This window comes from Roseateles sp. GW821-FHT09G09, assembly GCF_059415965.1.
On sequence record NZ_JBWKOG010000016.1, the window covers coordinates 20607 to 39062 of the forward strand.

At 68.3% G+C, this 18456-nt stretch carries 9 protein-coding genes; 3 read left to right on the top strand and 6 right to left on the bottom strand.

The annotated features are described in order from the left end of the window. Window positions 1-9: 9 nt before the first annotated feature. Entirely contained in the window at window positions 10-1488 is a 1479-nt protein-coding gene (locus AC07O8_RS26925; RefSeq protein ID WP_495050978.1) for an NAD-dependent succinate-semialdehyde dehydrogenase, read from the bottom strand. 281 nt (window positions 1489-1769) lie between these two features. Between AC07O8_RS26925 and alaS the strand changes: the two genes are divergently transcribed. Together alaS and AC07O8_RS26935 are read left to right on the top strand one after the other, a co-directional pair. Then, window positions 1770-4403, top strand: a complete 2634-nt coding sequence (gene alaS / locus AC07O8_RS26930) for an alanine--tRNA ligase (RefSeq protein ID WP_495050970.1) — start codon at window positions 1770-1772, stop codon at window positions 4401-4403. A 159-nt stretch (window positions 4404-4562) separates the two neighbouring features. Further along, window positions 4563-5315 (top strand): UPF0149 family protein, encoded by a 753-nt coding sequence (locus tag AC07O8_RS26935; protein ID WP_495050971.1) that lies wholly within the window; start codon window positions 4563-4565, stop codon window positions 5313-5315. A 106-nt stretch (window positions 5316-5421) separates the two neighbouring features. On the opposite strand, the gene AC07O8_RS26940 is transcribed toward AC07O8_RS26935, so the two are convergent. Next, window positions 5422-5913 (bottom strand): SET domain-containing protein, encoded by a 492-nt coding sequence (locus tag AC07O8_RS26940; RefSeq protein ID WP_495050972.1) that lies wholly within the window; start codon window positions 5911-5913, stop codon window positions 5422-5424. A gap of 357 nt (window positions 5914-6270) precedes the next feature. Here AC07O8_RS26940 and AC07O8_RS26945 point away from each other — a divergent pair, with 357 nt between their 5' ends. After that, complete coding sequence (locus tag AC07O8_RS26945) at window positions 6271-6882, top strand: GNAT family N-acetyltransferase (protein WP_495050973.1); 612 nt, start codon at window positions 6271-6273, stop codon at window positions 6880-6882. Between the two features lie 102 nt (window positions 6883-6984). Here the strand turns inward: AC07O8_RS26945 and AC07O8_RS26950 are convergent, their stop codons facing one another. The 4 genes from AC07O8_RS26950 to AC07O8_RS26965 form a co-directional block, all read right to left on the bottom strand. Continuing rightward, window positions 6985-9591, bottom strand: a complete 2607-nt coding sequence (locus AC07O8_RS26950) for a chemotaxis protein CheW (protein ID WP_495050974.1) — start codon at window positions 9589-9591, stop codon at window positions 6985-6987. A gap of 203 nt (window positions 9592-9794) precedes the next feature. Next, complete coding sequence (locus tag AC07O8_RS26955; RefSeq protein WP_495050975.1) at window positions 9795-10100, bottom strand: hypothetical protein; 306 nt, start codon at window positions 10098-10100, stop codon at window positions 9795-9797. Window positions 10101-10152: 52 nt separating this feature from the next. Beyond that, window positions 10153-12381, bottom strand: a complete 2229-nt coding sequence (gene pbpC, locus AC07O8_RS26960; protein ID WP_495050979.1) for a penicillin-binding protein 1C — start codon at window positions 12379-12381, stop codon at window positions 10153-10155. A gap of 47 nt (window positions 12382-12428) precedes the next feature. Further along, entirely contained in the window at window positions 12429-18203 is a 5775-nt protein-coding gene (locus AC07O8_RS26965) for an alpha-2-macroglobulin family protein (protein ID WP_495050976.1), read from the bottom strand. Window positions 18204-18456: the final 253 nt, after the last annotated feature.

Sequence of the window (18456 nt, forward strand, 5' to 3'; positions counted from 1 at the left end):
CCGTGGCGATCACTTGTTCACGTCGCCCACGCACAGGTACTTCGTCTCGACGTACTCGTCGATGCCCTGGTGGCCGCCCTCGCGGCCCAGGCCCGATTGCTTGACGCCGCCGAAGGGCACCTCGGCCGTCGAGATGAGGCCCGTGTTGATGCCGACCATGCCGTACTCCAGCCCCTCGGACACGCGCGTGATCCGGCCGATGTCGCGGGCGTAGAAGTAGCTCGCCAAGCCGAACTCGGTGGCGTTGGCCAGCGCGACGCCCTCCGCCTCCGTGCCGAAGCGGAACACCGGCGCCACCGGACCGAAGGTCTCCTCGCGCGCGCACAGCATGTCGGACGTCGCTTCCGACAGCACCGTGGGCTGGAAGAAGCGGTCGTGCAGGCGCGCGCCCCCGACCAGCACCTTCGCCCCCTTCTCCACCGCGTCGGCGACGTGGCGCTCGACCTTCTCGATCGCCGCGTCCTCGATCAGCGGCCCCTGCGTCACACCGGGCTCGAAGCCGTTGCCCACCTTGAGCGCGCCGACCTTCTCGGCCAGCTTCGCCACGAACGCGTCGTACACGCCCGCCTGCACGTAGAGGCGGTTCGCACACACGCAGGTCTGGCCCGCGTTGCGGTACTTGCTGGCGATCGCGCCCTCGACGGCGCTGTCGATGTCGGCGTCGTCGAAGACCAGGAACGGCGCGTTGCCGCCCAGCTCCAGCGAGAGCTTCTTGATCGTCGGCGCGCATTGCGCCATCAGGATCCGGCCGACCTCCGTCGAGCCGGTGAACGACAGGTGCCGCACCACGTCGCTCTCGCACAGGACCTTGCCGATGGCGATCGAGTGCTCCCCGTCACCGGTGATCACGTTCAGCACGCCGGCCGGCATGCCGGCGCGCTGCGCCAGCTCCGCCGCGGCCAGCGCGGTCAGCGGCGTCTGCTCCGCCGGCTTGATGACGACCGGGCAACCCGCCGCCAGCGCCGGCGCGACCTTGCGGGTGATCATCGCCAGCGGGAAATTCCACGGCGTGATGGCCGCGCACACGCCCACCGGCTGCTTGATGACCATGTAGCGCTTGGTCGCGTCGGTGGTCGGCACGATCTCGCCGCGCACGCGCTTGGATTCCTCGGCGAACCATTCGAGGAAGCTCGCGCCGTAGGCGATCTCGCCGCGCGCCTCCGCCAGCGGCTTGCCCTGCTCCGCCGTCAGGATGCGCGCCAGATCGTCCGCATGCTGGGTCAGCAGGTGGAACCAGCGCATCAGGATCGAGGCGCGCTCCTTGGCCGTCTTGGCGCGCCAGGCCGGCCAGGCCGCGTTCGCGGCAGTCACGGCCGCGTCGGCCTCGGACGCGCCCAGGTTCGCCACGTGCGTCAGCAGCCCGCCGGTCGCCGGATCGGTCACATCGAAGCGGCTCGCGCCGCCCACCCACTCGCCGTTGATCAGCGCGTCGGTCTTCAGCAGGCTCGGATCCTTGAGCTGCGCCAGCGGGGAGGTCTTGGGGTCCATCGTCGCCATGTCGTTTCTCCGGGGAAGGCCGGCATCCTAGCGGCGGCGCCGTGACCGCCATGTCAACAGCGTGTCAACGGCCCCGGCTCCTATAATCGAAAGCTTCGCGAAAACAAGCGCCAGGCCCCGCCGTTCCGGCAGCAAGCGCAGTTGGAAGCGCGGCAAACCGCGCACCCGCGAAGATACAAACTGAATCCACAAACCGGTTCAAGCAACTGATTCATGTCGCAGCGTCGTCTGCGCCACCCCGACCCGCCAGGCCCATCAAGCAAAGGACAGGCATGAAAGCCGCTGAGATCCGCCACACCTTCCTGAAGTTCTTCGAGTCCAAGGGCCACCAGATCGTCGCGTCCAGCCCGGTCGTGCCCGGCGACGACCCGACGCTGCTGTTCACCAACGCGGGCATGAACCAGTTCAAGGACGTGTTCCTGGGCTTCGACAAGCGCGCCTACTCGCGCGCGACCACGGCGCAGAAGTGCATCCGCGCGGGCGGCAAGCACAACGACCTGGACAACGTCGGCTACACCGCGCGCCACCACACCTTCTTCGAGATGCTGGGCAACTTCAGCTTCGGCGACTACTTCAAGAAGGACGCCATCGGCTTCGCCTGGGAACTGCTGACCGAGCACTTCAAGCTGCCGGCCGAGAAGCTGTGGGTGACGGTGTACTCCGAGGACGACGAGGCCTACGAGATCTGGAACCAGCAGGTCGGCGTGCCCGCCGAGCGCATCGTGCGCATCGGCGACAACAAGGGCGGCCGCTACATGTCCGACAACTTCTGGATGATGGGCGACACGGGCCCCTGCGGCCCCTGCACCGAGATCTTCTACGACCACGGCCCGGACGTGGCCGGCGGCCCTCCGGGCTCGGCCAATGAAGACGGCGACCGCTACATCGAGATCTGGAACAACGTCTTCATGCAGTTCAACCGGACTGAAGACGGCGTGATGCACAAGCTGCCCAAGCCCAGCGTCGACACCGGCATGGGCCTGGAGCGTCTGGCGGCCGTGCTGCAGCACGTGCACTCGAACTACGAGATCGACCTGTTCGTGAACCTGCTGGCCGCGGCCAAGCAGAGCGTCGACGCGGCGACGCCCAACGGCGGCGACTGCGACAAGGCATCGCCGTCGCTGAAGGTCATCGCCGACCACATCCGCGCCTGCTCGTTCACCGTCGTCGACGGCGTGATCCCGGGCAACGCCGGCCGCGGCTACGTGCTGCGCCGCATCGCCCGCCGCGCGATCCGCCACGGCTACAAGCTGGGCGCGCGCGCCCCGTTCTTCCACAAGCTCGTGGCCGCGCTGGCCAGGGAGATGGGCGAGGCCTATCCCGAGCTGCGCCGCGAAGAGGCGCGCGTCACCGAGGTGCTGAAGCAGGAAGAGGAACGCTTCTTCAAGACCATCGCCACCGGCATGGAACTGCTGGAGTCGGCGCTAGCCGGCGGCGCGACGCAGATCGACGGCGAGACCGCCTTCAAGCTGCACGACACCTACGGCTTCCCGGTCGACCTGACCGCCGATGTCTGCCGCGAACGCGGCGTGACCGTCGACGAGGCCGGCTTCAACCGCCTGCTGGAAGAGCAGAAGGACCGCGGCCGTCAAGCGGGCAAGTTCAAGATGGCGCAGGGCCTGGCCTACACCGGCGCCGCGACGACCTTCCACGGCTACGACCACCTGGCGCGTGACGAGGCCCAGGTCGTCGCGCTGTATGTCGACGGCAGCGCGGTGCAGAGCGCCGACGCGGGCGACGACGTCGTGGTCGTGCTGGACCACACGCCGTTCTACGCGGAAAGCGGCGGCCAGGTCGGCGACGCCGGCGAGCTGCGCAACGCGACGACCCGCCTGGTCGTCGACGACACGCTGAAGATCCAGGCCGATGTGTTCGGTCATCACGCGCAGGTCGCCGAAGGCACGGTCAAGGTCGGCGACGTCTTCGCCGCGAAGGTGGACGCCGAGCGCCGCGCGAAGACCATCCGCAACCACAGCGCCACCCACCTGATGCACAAGGCGCTGCGCGAAGTGCTGGGCGCGCACGTCCAGCAGAAGGGCTCGCTGGTCAACGCCGAGCGCACCCGCTTCGACTTCGCCCACACCGCGCCGATGACGGCGGAGGAGATCCGCAAGGTCGAAGCGATCGTCAACGCCGAGATCCTGGCCAACGCCGACACGCAGGCCGCGGTCATGGCGCTGGACGACGCGCAGAAGAGCGGCGCGATGATGCTGTTCGGCGAGAAGTACGGCGAGACCGTGCGCGTGCTGAGCATCGGCTCGTCGAAGGAACTCTGCGGCGGCACGCACGTGCGCCGCACCGGTGACATCGGTCTGTTCAAGATCGTCGCCGAGAGCGGCGTGGCGGCCGGCATCCGCCGTGTCGAGGCCGTGACCGGCGACAACGCGCTGCACTACCTGCAGTCGCTGGAAACGACCGTCCAGGCCGTCGCCGGCACGCTGAAGGCCGCGCCGGCCGAGCTGGAGCCGCGCGTGCACGCGGTGCTGGAGCAGCTCCGCGCGCTGGAGAAGGAACTCTCCGCCGCCAAGAGCAAGCTGGCGTCCGCGCAGGGCGACGAACTGCTGTCGCAGGCCGTCGACGTCAAGGGCCTGAAGGTGCTGGCGGCCACGCTGGTCGGCGCCGATGCCAAGACGCTGCGCGAGACGATGGACAAGCTCAAGGACAAGCTCAAGACCGCCGCGATCGTGCTGGCCGCGGTCGACGGCGACAAGGTCCAGCTGGCCGCGGGCGTGACCGCCGACAGCATCGGCAAAGTGAAGGCCGGCGAGCTGGTCAACTTCGTCGCGCAGCAGGTCGGCGGCAAGGGCGGCGGCAAGCCGGACCTGGCCATGGCCGGCGGCACCGACGCCAAGGCCCTGCCCGCCGCGCTGGCGAGCGTGCAGGCCTGGGTCGGCGAACGCGTCTGACATCACACTCGAACAGACTCCGGGACACGGGCAGCCCTTCGTGCAGCCCTGTGTGCAGCCAAACGGGCGGCGATCGAACCGCTGGCCCCGGAGTCACGACGAACTACCTCTTCAAGGGCCCCGGTCGGGCCCTTGTCGTTTCAAGCCACTGGAGCAACCATGACTGACACCCCGATGGACGACGACTTCGGCGACGCGATCGACGTCGACAACGCGCAGCGCCTCGGCGAGCTGCTGGCCGTGCTGGCCGGACAGGCCGATCCGGATGCGCCCGCGATCACGCTGGACACGATGGACGGCTACCTGACCGCCCTGCGTGTCGGCCCGTCCGATGCGGCACCGATCCAGGCGATGGACGCGCTGTTCGGCGAGGACTGGCCGGCCGGCCTCGACGAGCAGGACCTGACCGACGCGTTCATGGAAGCGCTGCATGTGCGCTGGAACGAGATCGGCGACAGCCTCGAACCGCAGCCGCTGCTCGAAGCGCCGGAGCAGATGCACCTGACGCCGCTGATCTCCGAGTTCGACGAGGAGACCAAGGCCGAACTGGTCGCGCAAGGCTCGATCACGGCGGAACTGCTGGAGCGCATGCCCGCGCCCGGCGCGATGTGGGCGCAGGGCTTCCTGCAGGCGGTCGACGATTCGACCGCGTGGACGCTGCCCGCCGGTGACGGTGCCGACGATCTGCAGGCCATGCTGGAAGCGATCGAGGCCGTGACGCTGGCCGAGGACTCGACGCCGCGCGCCGAATACGTCCAGCGCGCCTACGAGGAGCCGGAAGGCATCGACCAGAACGCGCTGATCGACGACATGCTGTTCACCGTGCAGGACCTGCGCCTGTTCTGGATGCAGCAGCGTGTCTTGAAGGAAGCGATCTCCGGACTGACCGCGGATCCGGACACGACGCACTGATCCACGGATCAGGACCCTCGGCGGCGGACTCGACCCGCCTGTCACTGACGCCGGCCTCGAGCCGGCGTTTCTCATTCCAGCCGTCGGCGACGACGCGCCGCCCGGCTCAGAGACGGCCCTTGCAATTCGGCGCGCCGCAACGGCAGCGCAACCGGCCCTCGTGGTGGCTCTCGCCGTAGTCGGCGCAGATCTCCTCGCCCGGATCGATGTCGCGGATCGCGTAGAACTCGGCCCGGCCCTGCCGGATGCGCAGCACCGCGTTGGGCGCGCAGCTGTGGTTCACGTGGCGCAGCGCGCAGTCCGACTTCGTCGCGTCGATGGCCGTCTTGTCGGTCACCTCGACCACGTGGATCCGGCGCCGGCCCTCGATGCGCCGACGCGCCTCGCGCACGGGAACGATCTCCCCGCGCATCTCGCCGATCTTGCGGCGAGCCGGAATCGACTCGGCGGCGAACACCCCGAGCCCGTCGATCGGACTCTTGTCCACGGCCAGTGCGAAGCGCTCGGAGGGCTGCGGCTGACCCTTCGGACGCGGGAGCGCTTCGGCGGCGGGAGCTGCCGGGGTGGCGACGGCAGCGACGGAACTCAGTCGAGGCATGAAGGCGGCGCGCGGCTGCGGCCGCGACGGAATGGCGAAACCCCCATTGTCGCGCCGTCGCCACTGGTGTCGCGGAGTGCGCGCTTGACGCGTCCTTCGCGTCACCCAGATACTGGTCCGCATGTCCTTCGCGCTCCGCCCCCTCCGCCGGGTCCAGATGTCCTGCTGCATGCATCCGCTGCAGGCGCACCTGTGCGCGCGCAACGAGGGACGGCGTCGAACGCGGCAGACGCCTCCGGGATCCCGGACCCCACGGTCCTGAAGCGATCCACCGAACTCCCCCCGACAAGGCCCGCGCATCCCGCGGGCCTTGTTCATTTCCGCCCTTGGTCCTTCCATCCCACCAGGAGAACCCCGATGCAGACCGCGACGAATCCGCCCCGCTCCCCCGATGACCTCGCGCCTGTCCACGGCCGCCACGCCGTGCGCATCGCCGAGGGCCTCACGCTGCGCCGCCCGCGTCCTGACGACGCTCGCGCGCACGCCGAGCTGCTCGGACATCCCGGCGTCCAACCGTCGCTGCTGCAGGTGCCCTACACCTCCGAGTTGGTCTGGCACGAACGCTTCTCGAAGGTGCCGGACACGAACAGCGGCGAACTGCAGTTGCTCGCATTCGACGGCGATCGGCTGCTCGGGTCCGCCGGACTGCATGCGGCGGGTCCGCAGGTGCGACGCCGGCACGCGATGGCACTGGGCATCGGCGTGCATCCGGACGCGCATGGACGCGGCGTCGGCTCGGCGCTCATGGACGCGCTGCTGCGCCAGGCGGATGACTGGCTCGGCGTGCTGCGGATCGAACTCACCGTGTTCGCCGACAACGCGCGGGCGATCCGGCTCTACGAGCGCTTCGGCTTCGAGCAGGAAGGTCGGCTTCGGGCCTTCGCGTTGCGCGACGGACGTTACGTCGACGCGCTCACGATGGCGCGGCTGCATCCGCGGCCGCCCGTGATCGAGCGGATCGCGGCCTGAACGACACAGGCGACGACCGGTGCCCGGCGGCACCGGTCCCTCGAACCACCCTCGACAGCCGGTCGGCGGTCAATCGGCGGTCAATCGACGGTCGATTGACAGTCAATCGACGGTCAGCGCGGGCACCTGCGCTTCGACCACGCCGTTGACCAGGCGCCAGAGGTCGTCGCCGTCGAGCAAGGTCAGCATCTGCGGCCCATGACCCTTGAGCAGGTGCACCTGGGCCTGCGCGGCCCAGCCCGGGCGTGTGGGGCTGGGCTGGAGCTGCTCGGCACCGGCGACGAAGACCTGCCCCAGCTGCTGCACCGCCAGCACCAGGCGCTGACCCGCGCCGGTCTGGCAGACCATCAGCGCCGCCTCGTCGCCGCAGGGACGGTGGAACAGCAGCTGTCCGAGATCGAGCACCGGCAACATGCGGCCTTCGAAGCCGAGCATGCCGCGCACCGCCGCGGGGGCCGTGGGCCAGGCGGTGATGCGCTGGCGCTCCAGCGCCGCGACGACTTGCATCGCGGGCAAGCCCAGCCACTGGTGGTCGACGAGGAAACTGGCCACGTCCACGGTCTTGGCGCCCACCGGCGGCATCGGCGTGAACGCGGCGGACGGCGCGCCCGCGTCGGCTGCCGCGCCGGCCGCCAGACGCTCGCCCAACGGCAGCACGACCAGCGCGGCCAGGTCGCTCGCGTCGGGCGGCGTGAGGCGGTGGTACTCCCGGTAGCCGCCCGACATCGCCAGCCCGTAGGCATGAACACGGCCATCGAATTCGAGCTCGCCGGTCACGTGCTGATCCGCGGGCAAGGCCGACAGCGCGGGCGGCGTCATCGGCAGACGATCGCCCGGCGACCAGCGCGCATCGCTGCTGGCGACGACCGCTCCCGCGCGCGTCACGAGCAAGGCCGCCGCGCCGGCATGATCCGGCAGCGCCGCACGCAACATCGCGCGGAACTGCGGCGCGCCGTCGAACACGATCGCGATGCCACCGGCCATCGCCGCGCCGTCCGGATGCGGCACGCCGGCCGCGTAGACCAGACAAGGCGCATGCCCGTCCTCGCCGTAGAGCCCGCACGGCGCATGCGACGACACCACGTACTGGCTGGCGTCGCGCAGTCCAAGCGCGCCGGCGACCCAGTCACCTTGCAGCGCGCGTCCGACGTGATGCGCCTGGGCGGGGTCCGACACGGCGATCACCCGGCCGGCGTTGTCGAAGACCAGCAGCAGCGAATAGACGGTGTAGAGCGCGTGGATGCTCGCGAGCACCGTTTGCGCCGATGCGGCGTCGCCGATCGCGAGCGCCCGCTGCAAGCGTGCGTCGAGTGCCCACCAGCGACAGTCGTTGGCGCGCTCGTACAGGTTGCGGTTGACGATGGAGATCGCCAGTTCCGCGCGGAAGCCGGCACCGTCGAAGACCGCATCCAGCGCGCCATCCTCGAGCTGGGCGATCGCGCGTTCGAACACCTGGCGCAGTTGGTCGCCGGTGCGTTCGACTTCGTTGAGCAGGGTCACCGCAAAGGCGTTCCCGCCGCCTTGGGCGGCTGCGGCGGCCTCGCCGTTCCGGGCGCCCGGCTGAGCGTGCACGCGGCTCTTGAGCTTGCCGTTCCACAACGACCGCGACAGCTCGCGCTGGATGCGGCGCGCTTCGACAGGGATGCTGCGCAGCTCTTCATCGAACAGCTCGCGGGTATCGAGATCCCGGGCACGATCCCCCTGACGCTCCGGCGGCGCGTCCGCAAAGGCGTGCTGCAGCGGCTGCAGCATCTGCGCCCGCCAGCCAGGTCCGAAGTAGCCTTCATAGCCGCTGGCCGCGCTTTCGCAGGACAGATAGTCGCGACCGGCGAAGTCCAGTCGCCATCCCTGCGCTTCGCCAGCGTCCGCCAGGGGCGCGCCGAGCGGGATCTGCCAGGGATCCGATGTCAGCAGCACGCGGCCCTGCGCATCCTTGAGCACCAGCACCGAGCGGGGCACGCCGGCGCACAACGCGCGGAACAGCCCCAGCATCTCGTCCTCGAGCTTGAACGACAGGCACAGCAGCCCGCGTGCGCCGCCGTCGGCGCCCTCCTGGCCGCTCACCGCCGCCGCGTAGATCAGGCCGCCGCGACCGCCGAGCACGCCGGTGGGGCCGTGCACCTCGACGAAGGCGCGTCCGGGCTCGAAGGCCTCGCGCAGGCGCGGGTCGTCCACGATGGGCGCACAGCTCGACTCATCCAAGGCCGCCAGGCGGCGGCCATCGGCGGCCAGCAGCACGACCTGGTCGTAGACCGAGTACTTGGCGACGTAGGCGGCAAAGCGGCGGCGCAGCGCTTCAACCTGGGCGGGGTCGACCTCTCCGGCCGCATCCGCCTGCAGCAATGCGCGCAGCGGACCATCGCTGGCCAGGAAACCGACATCGGCGGTCCGTTCGAAAAGATTGCGCACCAGGATGTCGATCGCGACCTGTGAGCGCCCCTGCAAATGCCCGACCGCATGCCGCAGCTGGCGGCGCGCCAGACTGTCCAGCAGGCGACCCGTGAGCGCCTCGAACGCGGTGCGGGTGTCGGCCATGTCGGTGGCTGCGCCGCTCATCTGCCCCAGCAGCGCGAGGCTGTCCCAGGCGCCTTGCAGCCGCAGCAGCGGCTCGCGGTATTCCTCCAGCAGCGGCATGGCGGCCAGCAACGGGGCCACTTCGGCGCTGAACGGCAGGCCTTTCCGATAGACCTTGTTCGAACCCTGCGTCATCTCTTTTCCTCCCAACGATCACGCCCTCGTGAGGCGACGCGCGGCAGTGTGGCCCGCGTTGACGACGTTGTCAGGGGGAGAAACGCACGGTTTCCGAGACTCACTTCGTTGATCGCACGGCGATCAGGCACGAAGTGCGGTGCTGGTGCGGCGATGCCGTGAGTTGGGGAGTAATCTGCCTTGGATGCGGCAGATTGGTGCACTCAATCCATCGAGATCACCGCCCCGTCGGCGCTGCGGCGCTGCGTCTGGGCGTGAAGTTCGCCGTCGGACGCACGGCTCTGAGGCTGCGCGGAGGACTCGGTGCCACGATCCGGGGCGGCCGGTTGGGGCGCGGGCGGTCGGCTCGGCTGGCGCTTGCCCGTGATCAGCAGGCGCGCCAGCTTGACCACTTCGCTCGCCTGGGCGGGCGCGGCAGGCACCCACAAGGCGGCACCGAGCACGGCCACGCCCAGCACCCTCCACAGGGGCCGGTTGGCGTTCAGCGCTTGTTGTTGTCGGTTCTGCATGGTCTCCCCGCGCACATCTGCATCTTAGCGACGATGGAAGGAGTATCGAAAGTCAGCTCTCAGGCCGCCAGGGCGCGGCGACGAACTGCGCCTTGGGACGGTTGACTTGCGGAATGGGGGGACGGGAGTCGACCTCGGACAAGCGCGAGGGCGCTGGCCGCAGGCCCGCTCCCCGGACTTCGAAGCGCACGCGTTGCAGCACGCGTCCGTTTCCGTCGAGCAGCGCCAGTTCGTGCCGCCCCGGCATCGGCAGCCAATCCAGGGACGCGCCGCGTCCGATGACGCGGCCATCGAGCTGCCAGGCCGCGACGGCGCCATGCTCGAGCCGCCCCTCATGAGTGAATCGGAGGCGTTGCGCCATCGGCGGGATGTCAGGGTCCAGCGCATAGATCGCGCCGTCAATGGGATTGCGAAGTGCCACGGCGGTGCCCGCAGCCCGGATGACCGCCTGCTCGGTGCCCGCCACGAACCATTCGCGCCGCGAGGGCTCCTGGCCGCCGTCGAATCGCGTGTCCTGGGGAACGACGCCGGCCGGCGGTCTGATCGCCGACGGGACACCGCCCGCATGAAGCGCCAGCATGACCTCGCGCCACACCGGGGCCGCGCCGCTCACCCCCGACACCTGGTGCATCGCCTCGCCGCTCGAATTGCCGACCCAGACCCCGACCGTGAACCGGCTGGTCCAGCCGATGCACCAGTTGTCGCGCATGTCCTTGCTCGTCCCCGTCTTCACAGACGCCGGAAACGGCAGCGCCAGCGCGCTCGCCAGTCCGAAGGTCAGCGCACGGGCGCTGTTGTCGGCCAGGATGTCACCGACGATGAAACTGGCCTTCGGATCGGCCACCTGGCGGGAGTCGCCTCGCCGGGCATCCCCCTCCGGTCGGGGAACGTCCCGCGGCAGGCGCGGTGCCGCATAACGTCCGCCGTTCGCCAACGCGCGATACGCATTGGTCAGCGCCAGCAGGGTCACGTCCGCGCTTCCCAGTGCCAGCGACGGACCGTAGAACCCGCCGGTCTCCGGCAGTTGCAGGCCGAGTGCATTGAGCCGTTCGAAGACGGCCTCCGGCGTGAGCATCAGCGACAGCCGAACGGCCGGTACGTTGAGGCTGTTCCCGAGCGACGCGCGCGCGCTGATCCAGCCGCGGTACTGCTTGTCGTAGTTCTGGGGCAGGTACAAGCCCGCCGCGGTCGCGACCTGCGCCGGCGAGTCGTCCAGCAGACTTGCCGCGGTGATCAGCCGGCGCTCGATCGCCAGCTCATACAGGAACGGCTTGAGCGTCGATCCGGGTTGGCGGCGCGCCAGCACGTGGTCCACCTGAGCCGCATCGGACAGCTGACTGCCGCTCGATCCGACCCAGACGCGAACCTCGCCGCTCGCGTTGTCGAGGACAAGCACCGCGCCATCCTCGACCTGCCGTCCCGCCAGCTCCGCCAGATGCCGCCGCAGCGCCTGCACCGCGACCCGCTGCCAGGTCGCATCCAGCGTGCTGCGTTGCGCCGGCGGCCCCTCCGGACGAAGCGCGAGACGCGCGTAATGCGGGGCCCACTGCGGCGCATCCGCCAGCAACAGCCCCTTGCGCCGCAGCACGGCCCCCACCTCATCGACGAGGCCGTCGCAGCCCTGCCGCATCGCGCGCAGCACGCCGCAGGCGCGCGTCGCCAGTGTCTCGACCGGCGCGTTCGGCCCGCGCAGCATCGCAGCGAGCAGTGCCGATTCGCGCGCATCGAGACCACCCGGCCGCTTTCCGAAAAGCGACTGCGCTGCCGCGGGGACGCCGATGAGTTCGCCGCGCAGCGGCACGCGATTCAGGTAGGCCTCGAGGATCTGGGCCTTGGTCCATCGTTTCTCCAACCGCCCGGCGACCCACGCCTGTCCCAGCTTCTGCGTCACGCTGCGACCGCCACGCCGGCTCAGGTCGCTATCGAGCAGGCCGGCCAGCTGCATCGTCACCGTCGACGCGCCCCGCGTGCGGGTGTTCCACACGTTGGCCCAGGCGCTCGCGGCGACGGCCGACCAGTCGACGCCGCTGTGCTCGTAGAAGTGCTGGTCTTCGGACAGCAGCATCGCCTGCAGCAGCGACGGCGACATCTGGTCCAGCGGCACCCAGGCGAGCACACGGCGGTGGGGATCCACGCGCAAGGTCTGCAGCGGTTCGCCGCGGCGGTCGAGCAGCTGGATGTCCGACAACGGGTGCGAAGCGCGCGTTTGTGAGAACGAAGGCAAGGCTTCTGCCCGAACCGCGGCGGTGGCCCCTGCGCCAAGGAGCACGAGGGCGACCACCCGTCGCCATCGCGCCAGGCAGCGCAGATGCGCGGCGCCCGGCAGATTCAAGGCTGCACCTCCATGGTCGCGTTCGGCACCTCTCCGAAGCGGTCCGGCGAATACATCGCCTCGGCACGCGTGCTGGGCATCTGGAAGCGTCCGGCGTTGTTCAACCGGACCGTGTACTCGAGGACATGCTTGCCGCGCGGCAGGTAGCCGAAATAGGCGCGCCACGCCGTGAAGCTGCGTTCGATGAAGCTGGGCCATGCCTGCCCCTCGGCGCGCTCGCCCTGCGTGTCGATCGTGCCCTCGACGACCGCCGCGCCCGTGGGCAGCGGATCGCTGAGCACCACCCACGACATGTCGGCGGCTGCATCGATCTCCAGGCGCACCCGCATCACGTCGCCCCGCGACCATCGCGGCGCCGCCTTCTGCGAGACGGGCGTGATCGTCCGTCTGATCGTGTAGCCGGCACTGAGCGGCGCCTTCAACGGGATGGCGGACAAGGCCTGCACGGTGGCCCAGGGTCTGCCCTCGCCCGACTGCGTCAGGGTCAGCGTGCCATTGCCGGCGGCGGGCCACGGCAGCCGCAGCGCCCCGCCCTCCGGCTTGGCTGCCCAATCAAGCGCCACGCCGGCGCCGGCCAGCTTGGCCTCCGTCTTTCCCTTCACCGGCTGCGATTCGAAACGTGCCGAGAATTTCTCCAGCGCCAAGGCGCCCCACAGGTTCGCCGTCGTGTTGAACCAGGCGCCTCGCTCCTGGCGAGCGAGTGTGCCGACGACCAGCCGAGGCAGGTCCTCCTTCCATCCCGGATCATCGACCAGCGCCAGGATTGCACGCGCCGCGGTCGCGTCGCCGCTGCCCATCAGCCACCACCAGGCGTCGGACTCTTCGTTGACGAAGCGCAGCGTCGTGCCCGCAAAGCTCAGGCGGCTCCGCAGCTGGTTCTGTGCGGCGGCGATCTGGGCGATGCGGTCGGGTGCATCGACCATCCGCTGGTGCAGGACCAGCCAGTCGACGACGACATGGGTCGGCCAGGTGCCCAGGTTTCGGCCGTCCACGGTGCCCAATTGGCGCGGCGTTGCCTTGCCGTAGCGCGCCAGGGTGGCGAGCGCCGCAATGCGTCGAGGCTCGTCATCCGGGCGAGGCGACCAGTGGCGACGCTCCAGTCGCCCCTCGACGAAGGCGGCCAGCCCCTCGAGGGCCTTGCCCAGTTGCGCGGCCGGCAAGGGCCGGCCCGCTTCCTGCGCGACCGAGAGCAGATGGGCGGTCAGCACGTCGCTGCCTTGCGTCAGATGCCGCGACAGCGGGAAGTAGGCAAAGAGTCCGTCGGCATCCTGATACGTCGACAACTGCCCCATCAGGCCCTCCCAGGAGGCAGCGTCATGCAGCGCGATGTACTTCGAGCTCTGCTGTTCCAGGCAGGTGTACGGATACTGCTCGAAATAGCGACGGATACCCGGCAGAGCCGTCGACAACTTCGGTTGCAGACCGATCTCGAGTCCGCCGCGTTTGACACCCTGGGCCGGCAACGCATCCGCGGGCACGGCGACGGGGATGCTGATCGGCGCGTCAAGTTGACGGAGCGTCGCCTGCAACACTCGCACGGGGACTGCCGGCTGCACGGCCTGCGTGGTCCGCATGGCATCCTTCGCGCTCCCCCCCTGCTCCTGTGCCAATGCTTCCCAGACGATGCGTTGGACGCCCTCCGGGACCACGACGTCCCAGGCCAGTTCCTGTGCCTGGCCGGGGGCCAGCTTCACGACTCGTGGATCGATCGGCACGGGCTGCTCGCCGCTCTCGCCGCTCGCCTTGCCGGTCAGAGACACCCGAAGGTCCATCGCGCGAGTCGTGGCATTGCGCAGCGTGAGCATGGCCTGCACCCGGTCGCCTTCGCGCACCAACGGCGGCAAGCCGGACAGCAGCTGCAGGTCCTGGCTGACGTTGATGCTGCCCTCGCCCGTGCCGAAGCGCTGTCCCGGCGCGTCGGCCACGGCCACCAGCCGGAAGCGCGTGAGCGAATCGTTCAACGGCACGCGCACGAGCGCCTCGCCCTGCGCATCGACCGTCACCAGCGGCTGCCAGGTCAACAGGGTGTCGAACAGTTCCCGCGTGGCGAAGCCGCCTCCGCCGCCAGCGGCCACCGCTTTCCGACCGTAATGTCGCCGGCCGATGATCTCGCTGTGCCCGGTCGCGGTCGTCACGCCCCACGGACGCGTCTGGATCATGCCGTCCAGCAACTTCCAGCTCGAATTCGGTGCGAGCGCCAGCAAGCCCTCATCCACGGCCGCGAATGCGATCTGAGCATCCGGCACCGGCTTGCCATCCTGGGTCACCCGAAGCTTCACCTGCGCGCTTTGCCTCACGCCGTACTGCGCCTGCTGCGGCACAACCTCGACCTGCAACCGGTGCCTGGCCTGGCCAATCTCGATCGCTGCCATGCCGAGCTTGAAGGACGGCTTGGACAGGTCGACCATGGCGGTGGGGGCCTGATAGTCCCCGGAGGCGCGCCATTCCCGCCACCAGTTCGTCGGCTCACGCCAGCCCCACGAGAAGAACGAATACCAGGGGACCTCGCGCAGTCGGCCGCGCAGGACCATCACGCTGACAAAGGCATTCGGCGTCCAGTTCCGATCGATCTTCAGTTCCAACCACGGATCCCGGCCCGACAGGCGCCGCACCTCGCTGTACAACACGCCCTCCCGCTCGACAGTCACCAGCGCGGTCGCATCGCGGTAAGGCATGCGCACCTGGAACCTCGCCGTCTCCCCGGGCTCATAACGTCGCCGTTCCGGGATCACGTCGATGCGGTCGTCGTTGTCCTGCGCGAACCAGAGTTCGCCCGCCTTTGTCACCCACAGCGACCGGGCCGCCTGCGCAGTGCGGCCGCCGTCATCTTTGGCCGACCCGATCAACTCGATCTGTCCGCCCTGACTCAGCTTGACCTCGCAACGCATGAGCCCGAGCGCGTCGGTCTTGCCACTGCAGAGCTCACCAAGATCTTTCAGGTTGCGTTGGTGCTCGTAGGCGTAGAAGCCTCCCACCAGCCGCTTGCGCGTGCTGAGCGTCTGGATCTGGCGTGCACCGATGCTGATATTCTGGTTGACCAGGGGCTTTCCCTGGGTATCCAAGGCCACCGCCTGGACTGACAAGGGCTCGCCATTGGCCACCCAGGTCGCCGCGCGCAGGCCCACGACGACGCCGGCGGGCCAGACCACCTGAGAAGCCGCACGGGTGTGCGTCTGTCCATCAGGGTCACGGTAGTTCAGTTCGACACGCAACTCCAATGGGCGGTCGATGCCGCCCTTCAAGGGAACCTTGAAGGATGCGCCGCCCTTGGCGTCGGTCTGGAGTGCGAGCTTGTCGAGCACCAGCCGGCTCGTCCCAGGCGCGTCGCCCGTGGACTCTCCGTCGCCCTCGTCCACCTCACCTCCCGGTGCCGCATCCTGCGGTCCCTCTCGCGACGGCGACTCGAAGGCGAAATCGTCGAAACCAGGAAAATTGGTCCAACGCGGCTGCAGCATGGCACTGACTTCCACCGGTGACTTCGCCATCGGACCGCCAGCCATGTAGTTCAACTGTGCAGCCCACGAAAGCTCCTTGGCCCCGGGAACAAGCGCCTTGGGCGGAACAAGGCGTGCATCGACGAGCGGCACTCGGAATTCCTCGACACGCACGCCCCCGCTGTCCCAGGTCTGTCGGCCACCACGCGAATCGCTACGCTCCATGACGAATCGATATCGGCCGAGTTTGGCTTCCGCCGGCACTTTCCATGAACTCAGCGCGTATCGGGCCCCCTGCCAACGCAAGTCCAGGGCGGCCACGTCTTCACCGGTGCCTTCGAACACCACGCGAAGCTTGTCCGGCAGTTGATTCGGCGTCGCGTCCGACAGGCCCTGAACGGTTTCCAGACGGAAAAAGTGCTTCATCGACAGCGTCTCGCCCGCGCGAAGCAACGGACGATCGGTGACGGTGTGGGCACGCGCGGCGCGCTCGGCTCCCCATGCAATGGGCACGTTGAAGCGCCAGGGCTCGATGCCACGACTCCACCCGCTGAACATGAACGACTGATCCGATGCCTTCCCCGGCTGCGCGTGGCGTGCCGTGATGAACAGGCCTGACTCGGCGATGCACTGGCCCCCTCCGCCATCACGATCGAGGTTCGGTCGATCGATGCGTGCCAGTCCCTGGGCATCGGTACGCCCATTCCAAAGCGCCTTGCCACGGCAGTCGTAGACCGAGACCTGGGCGCCCTCCAACGGTCGGCCCTTGTCGAGTGAAGTCACCCAGACCAGGCTGTCGTCCTTCCCCAATTTGAAATGCAGCCCGAGATTGGTGACGAGCGCCCCCGTCCTCACAAACATCGGCTGTATCGGATCGAGTAGCGACTGTCCCAGGCGCGGCGATTTCAACTCGAGCACGTGATATCCGGGCTGCGACAGCGGAATGCCGATCACATCGATGACCTTCTCCGGATTCGGCGGAGGCACGGTCATGGATTGAAGGTCGGATCCGTCCTTCAACCACTCGAACTTCCGGTCCTCCCATTCGTTCTGCCGGAAGAGCCGTCCGTACCAACGCAGGATCTCGATATCGTCGGTGAGCCTTCTGATTCGCAGATGCCCGCTGGCGCGCGGCTGCAGATCACTCTGCACGTGCCGCAGGCTCAGAGGCACCAGGCTGGGCCCAGTTGGCTCCCACTCGACGATCCCGAAAGGCGCCGCGGCAAACTTCGCCAGAGGAGGCGCCTCCGAGGTCCGGACCTTCATCGGGAAACTGGCTGCATTGGACAGAGGGCGCCCGCTCTCATCCTTGATGCCAGCGGGGAGCTCAAGCAGATACTCTTGCTGTTCGGCCAATGGCGCAGGGAAGCGCACCGTCGATAACCATTTGGCAGACTGCTGGTCTGGGTCGGTCTGCGTCAAGGCAGACACGGAGGCTCCGTCCTTCGCTTTGAGCCTGACCTTCAACGCCATCTCCCGCGCGACCGGTTCGGAGAAACTCACCGTGATGGGACGAATCGAGAGGCAGGGCGCATTCGCTCGCTCGCGCTCACAAGAGAGTTCAGCGGTCAGCGGCGCGCGCACCGAAAAGCGGAAGCGCCGATCCGCTCGCGTGCGGACGGATTCATTGGCGGCTGCCGCGATGCCAGCCCCCCAGACCAATGTCGCTTCTGCGCCGGCTGGCAAAGGACGAGCGCACCCAACAAGAATCCAGCTCTGCCCCTTCGCCTCGTCCAGCTTCAAGGTGTGGAGCAGCTCATCTCGCTCCAAGACACCGCGCATTTCAACTGGAATTCGCTCTCCCAGCGCTTTCGACTCACACCACATGTGAGGCGCGATGGTGTCGAGCTTCGCCGTGCCGGAAAGCTGCAGGAGGAATCGTTGGTCCTCCTCAATCTTGCCGCCTTCCCCGGGGCTGATGCGCCTTACCGTCGGTGCGCCCAGCTGGAATGAGAATTCACGCTGACCGGTCCATTCCACGCCTGCACCGGGTGCAGTCGGTCGGAAATCAGCGCTTGCAACAACCGAGCACTTCGCTCCGGCGGGCAGCGGCCGTGAGAAGTCGAAGATCCATTCTCGATCGTTTGTCCAGCGGCCCCTTCCGTGTGGACCGGCGTCTCCGCAACGCAGTGCAACTGGATCGGAAAGCGCTGGATCGCCGAGCCGCGTCGTCGCAACCTTGAAACGTACGACCACATTCTGAACCTGCGCAACTTCACCTTGCGGAGAAACCGATGCGATTTCCACCGCTTGTGCCGGTTGACCCCAGCACAACGCGACCATCACCACGGGCGCCAAAAGCGAAGACAGCCCTACCTTATTCCAGAATCGCTGCATACGCTCCCCGTAGCGTCCAAACGAGAAGCGCAGTCTATTCGGAGAGGAGAGAAAAGACAGTCCCACAAAAGGGGCGAGCATCAAGCAATGGCTGTCAGCGCGATTACCTGGATAGGTGGGGATTGCCGAGCACGAGCGACTTGACCACGATATTCCCCTGCTGAAGCTCACTCATGGAATCCGGAGCCGCAAAAGACAAAACCCCTCGATCATTGCTGATCGAGGGGTTTGGCGGTGTATTAGCCTGACGATG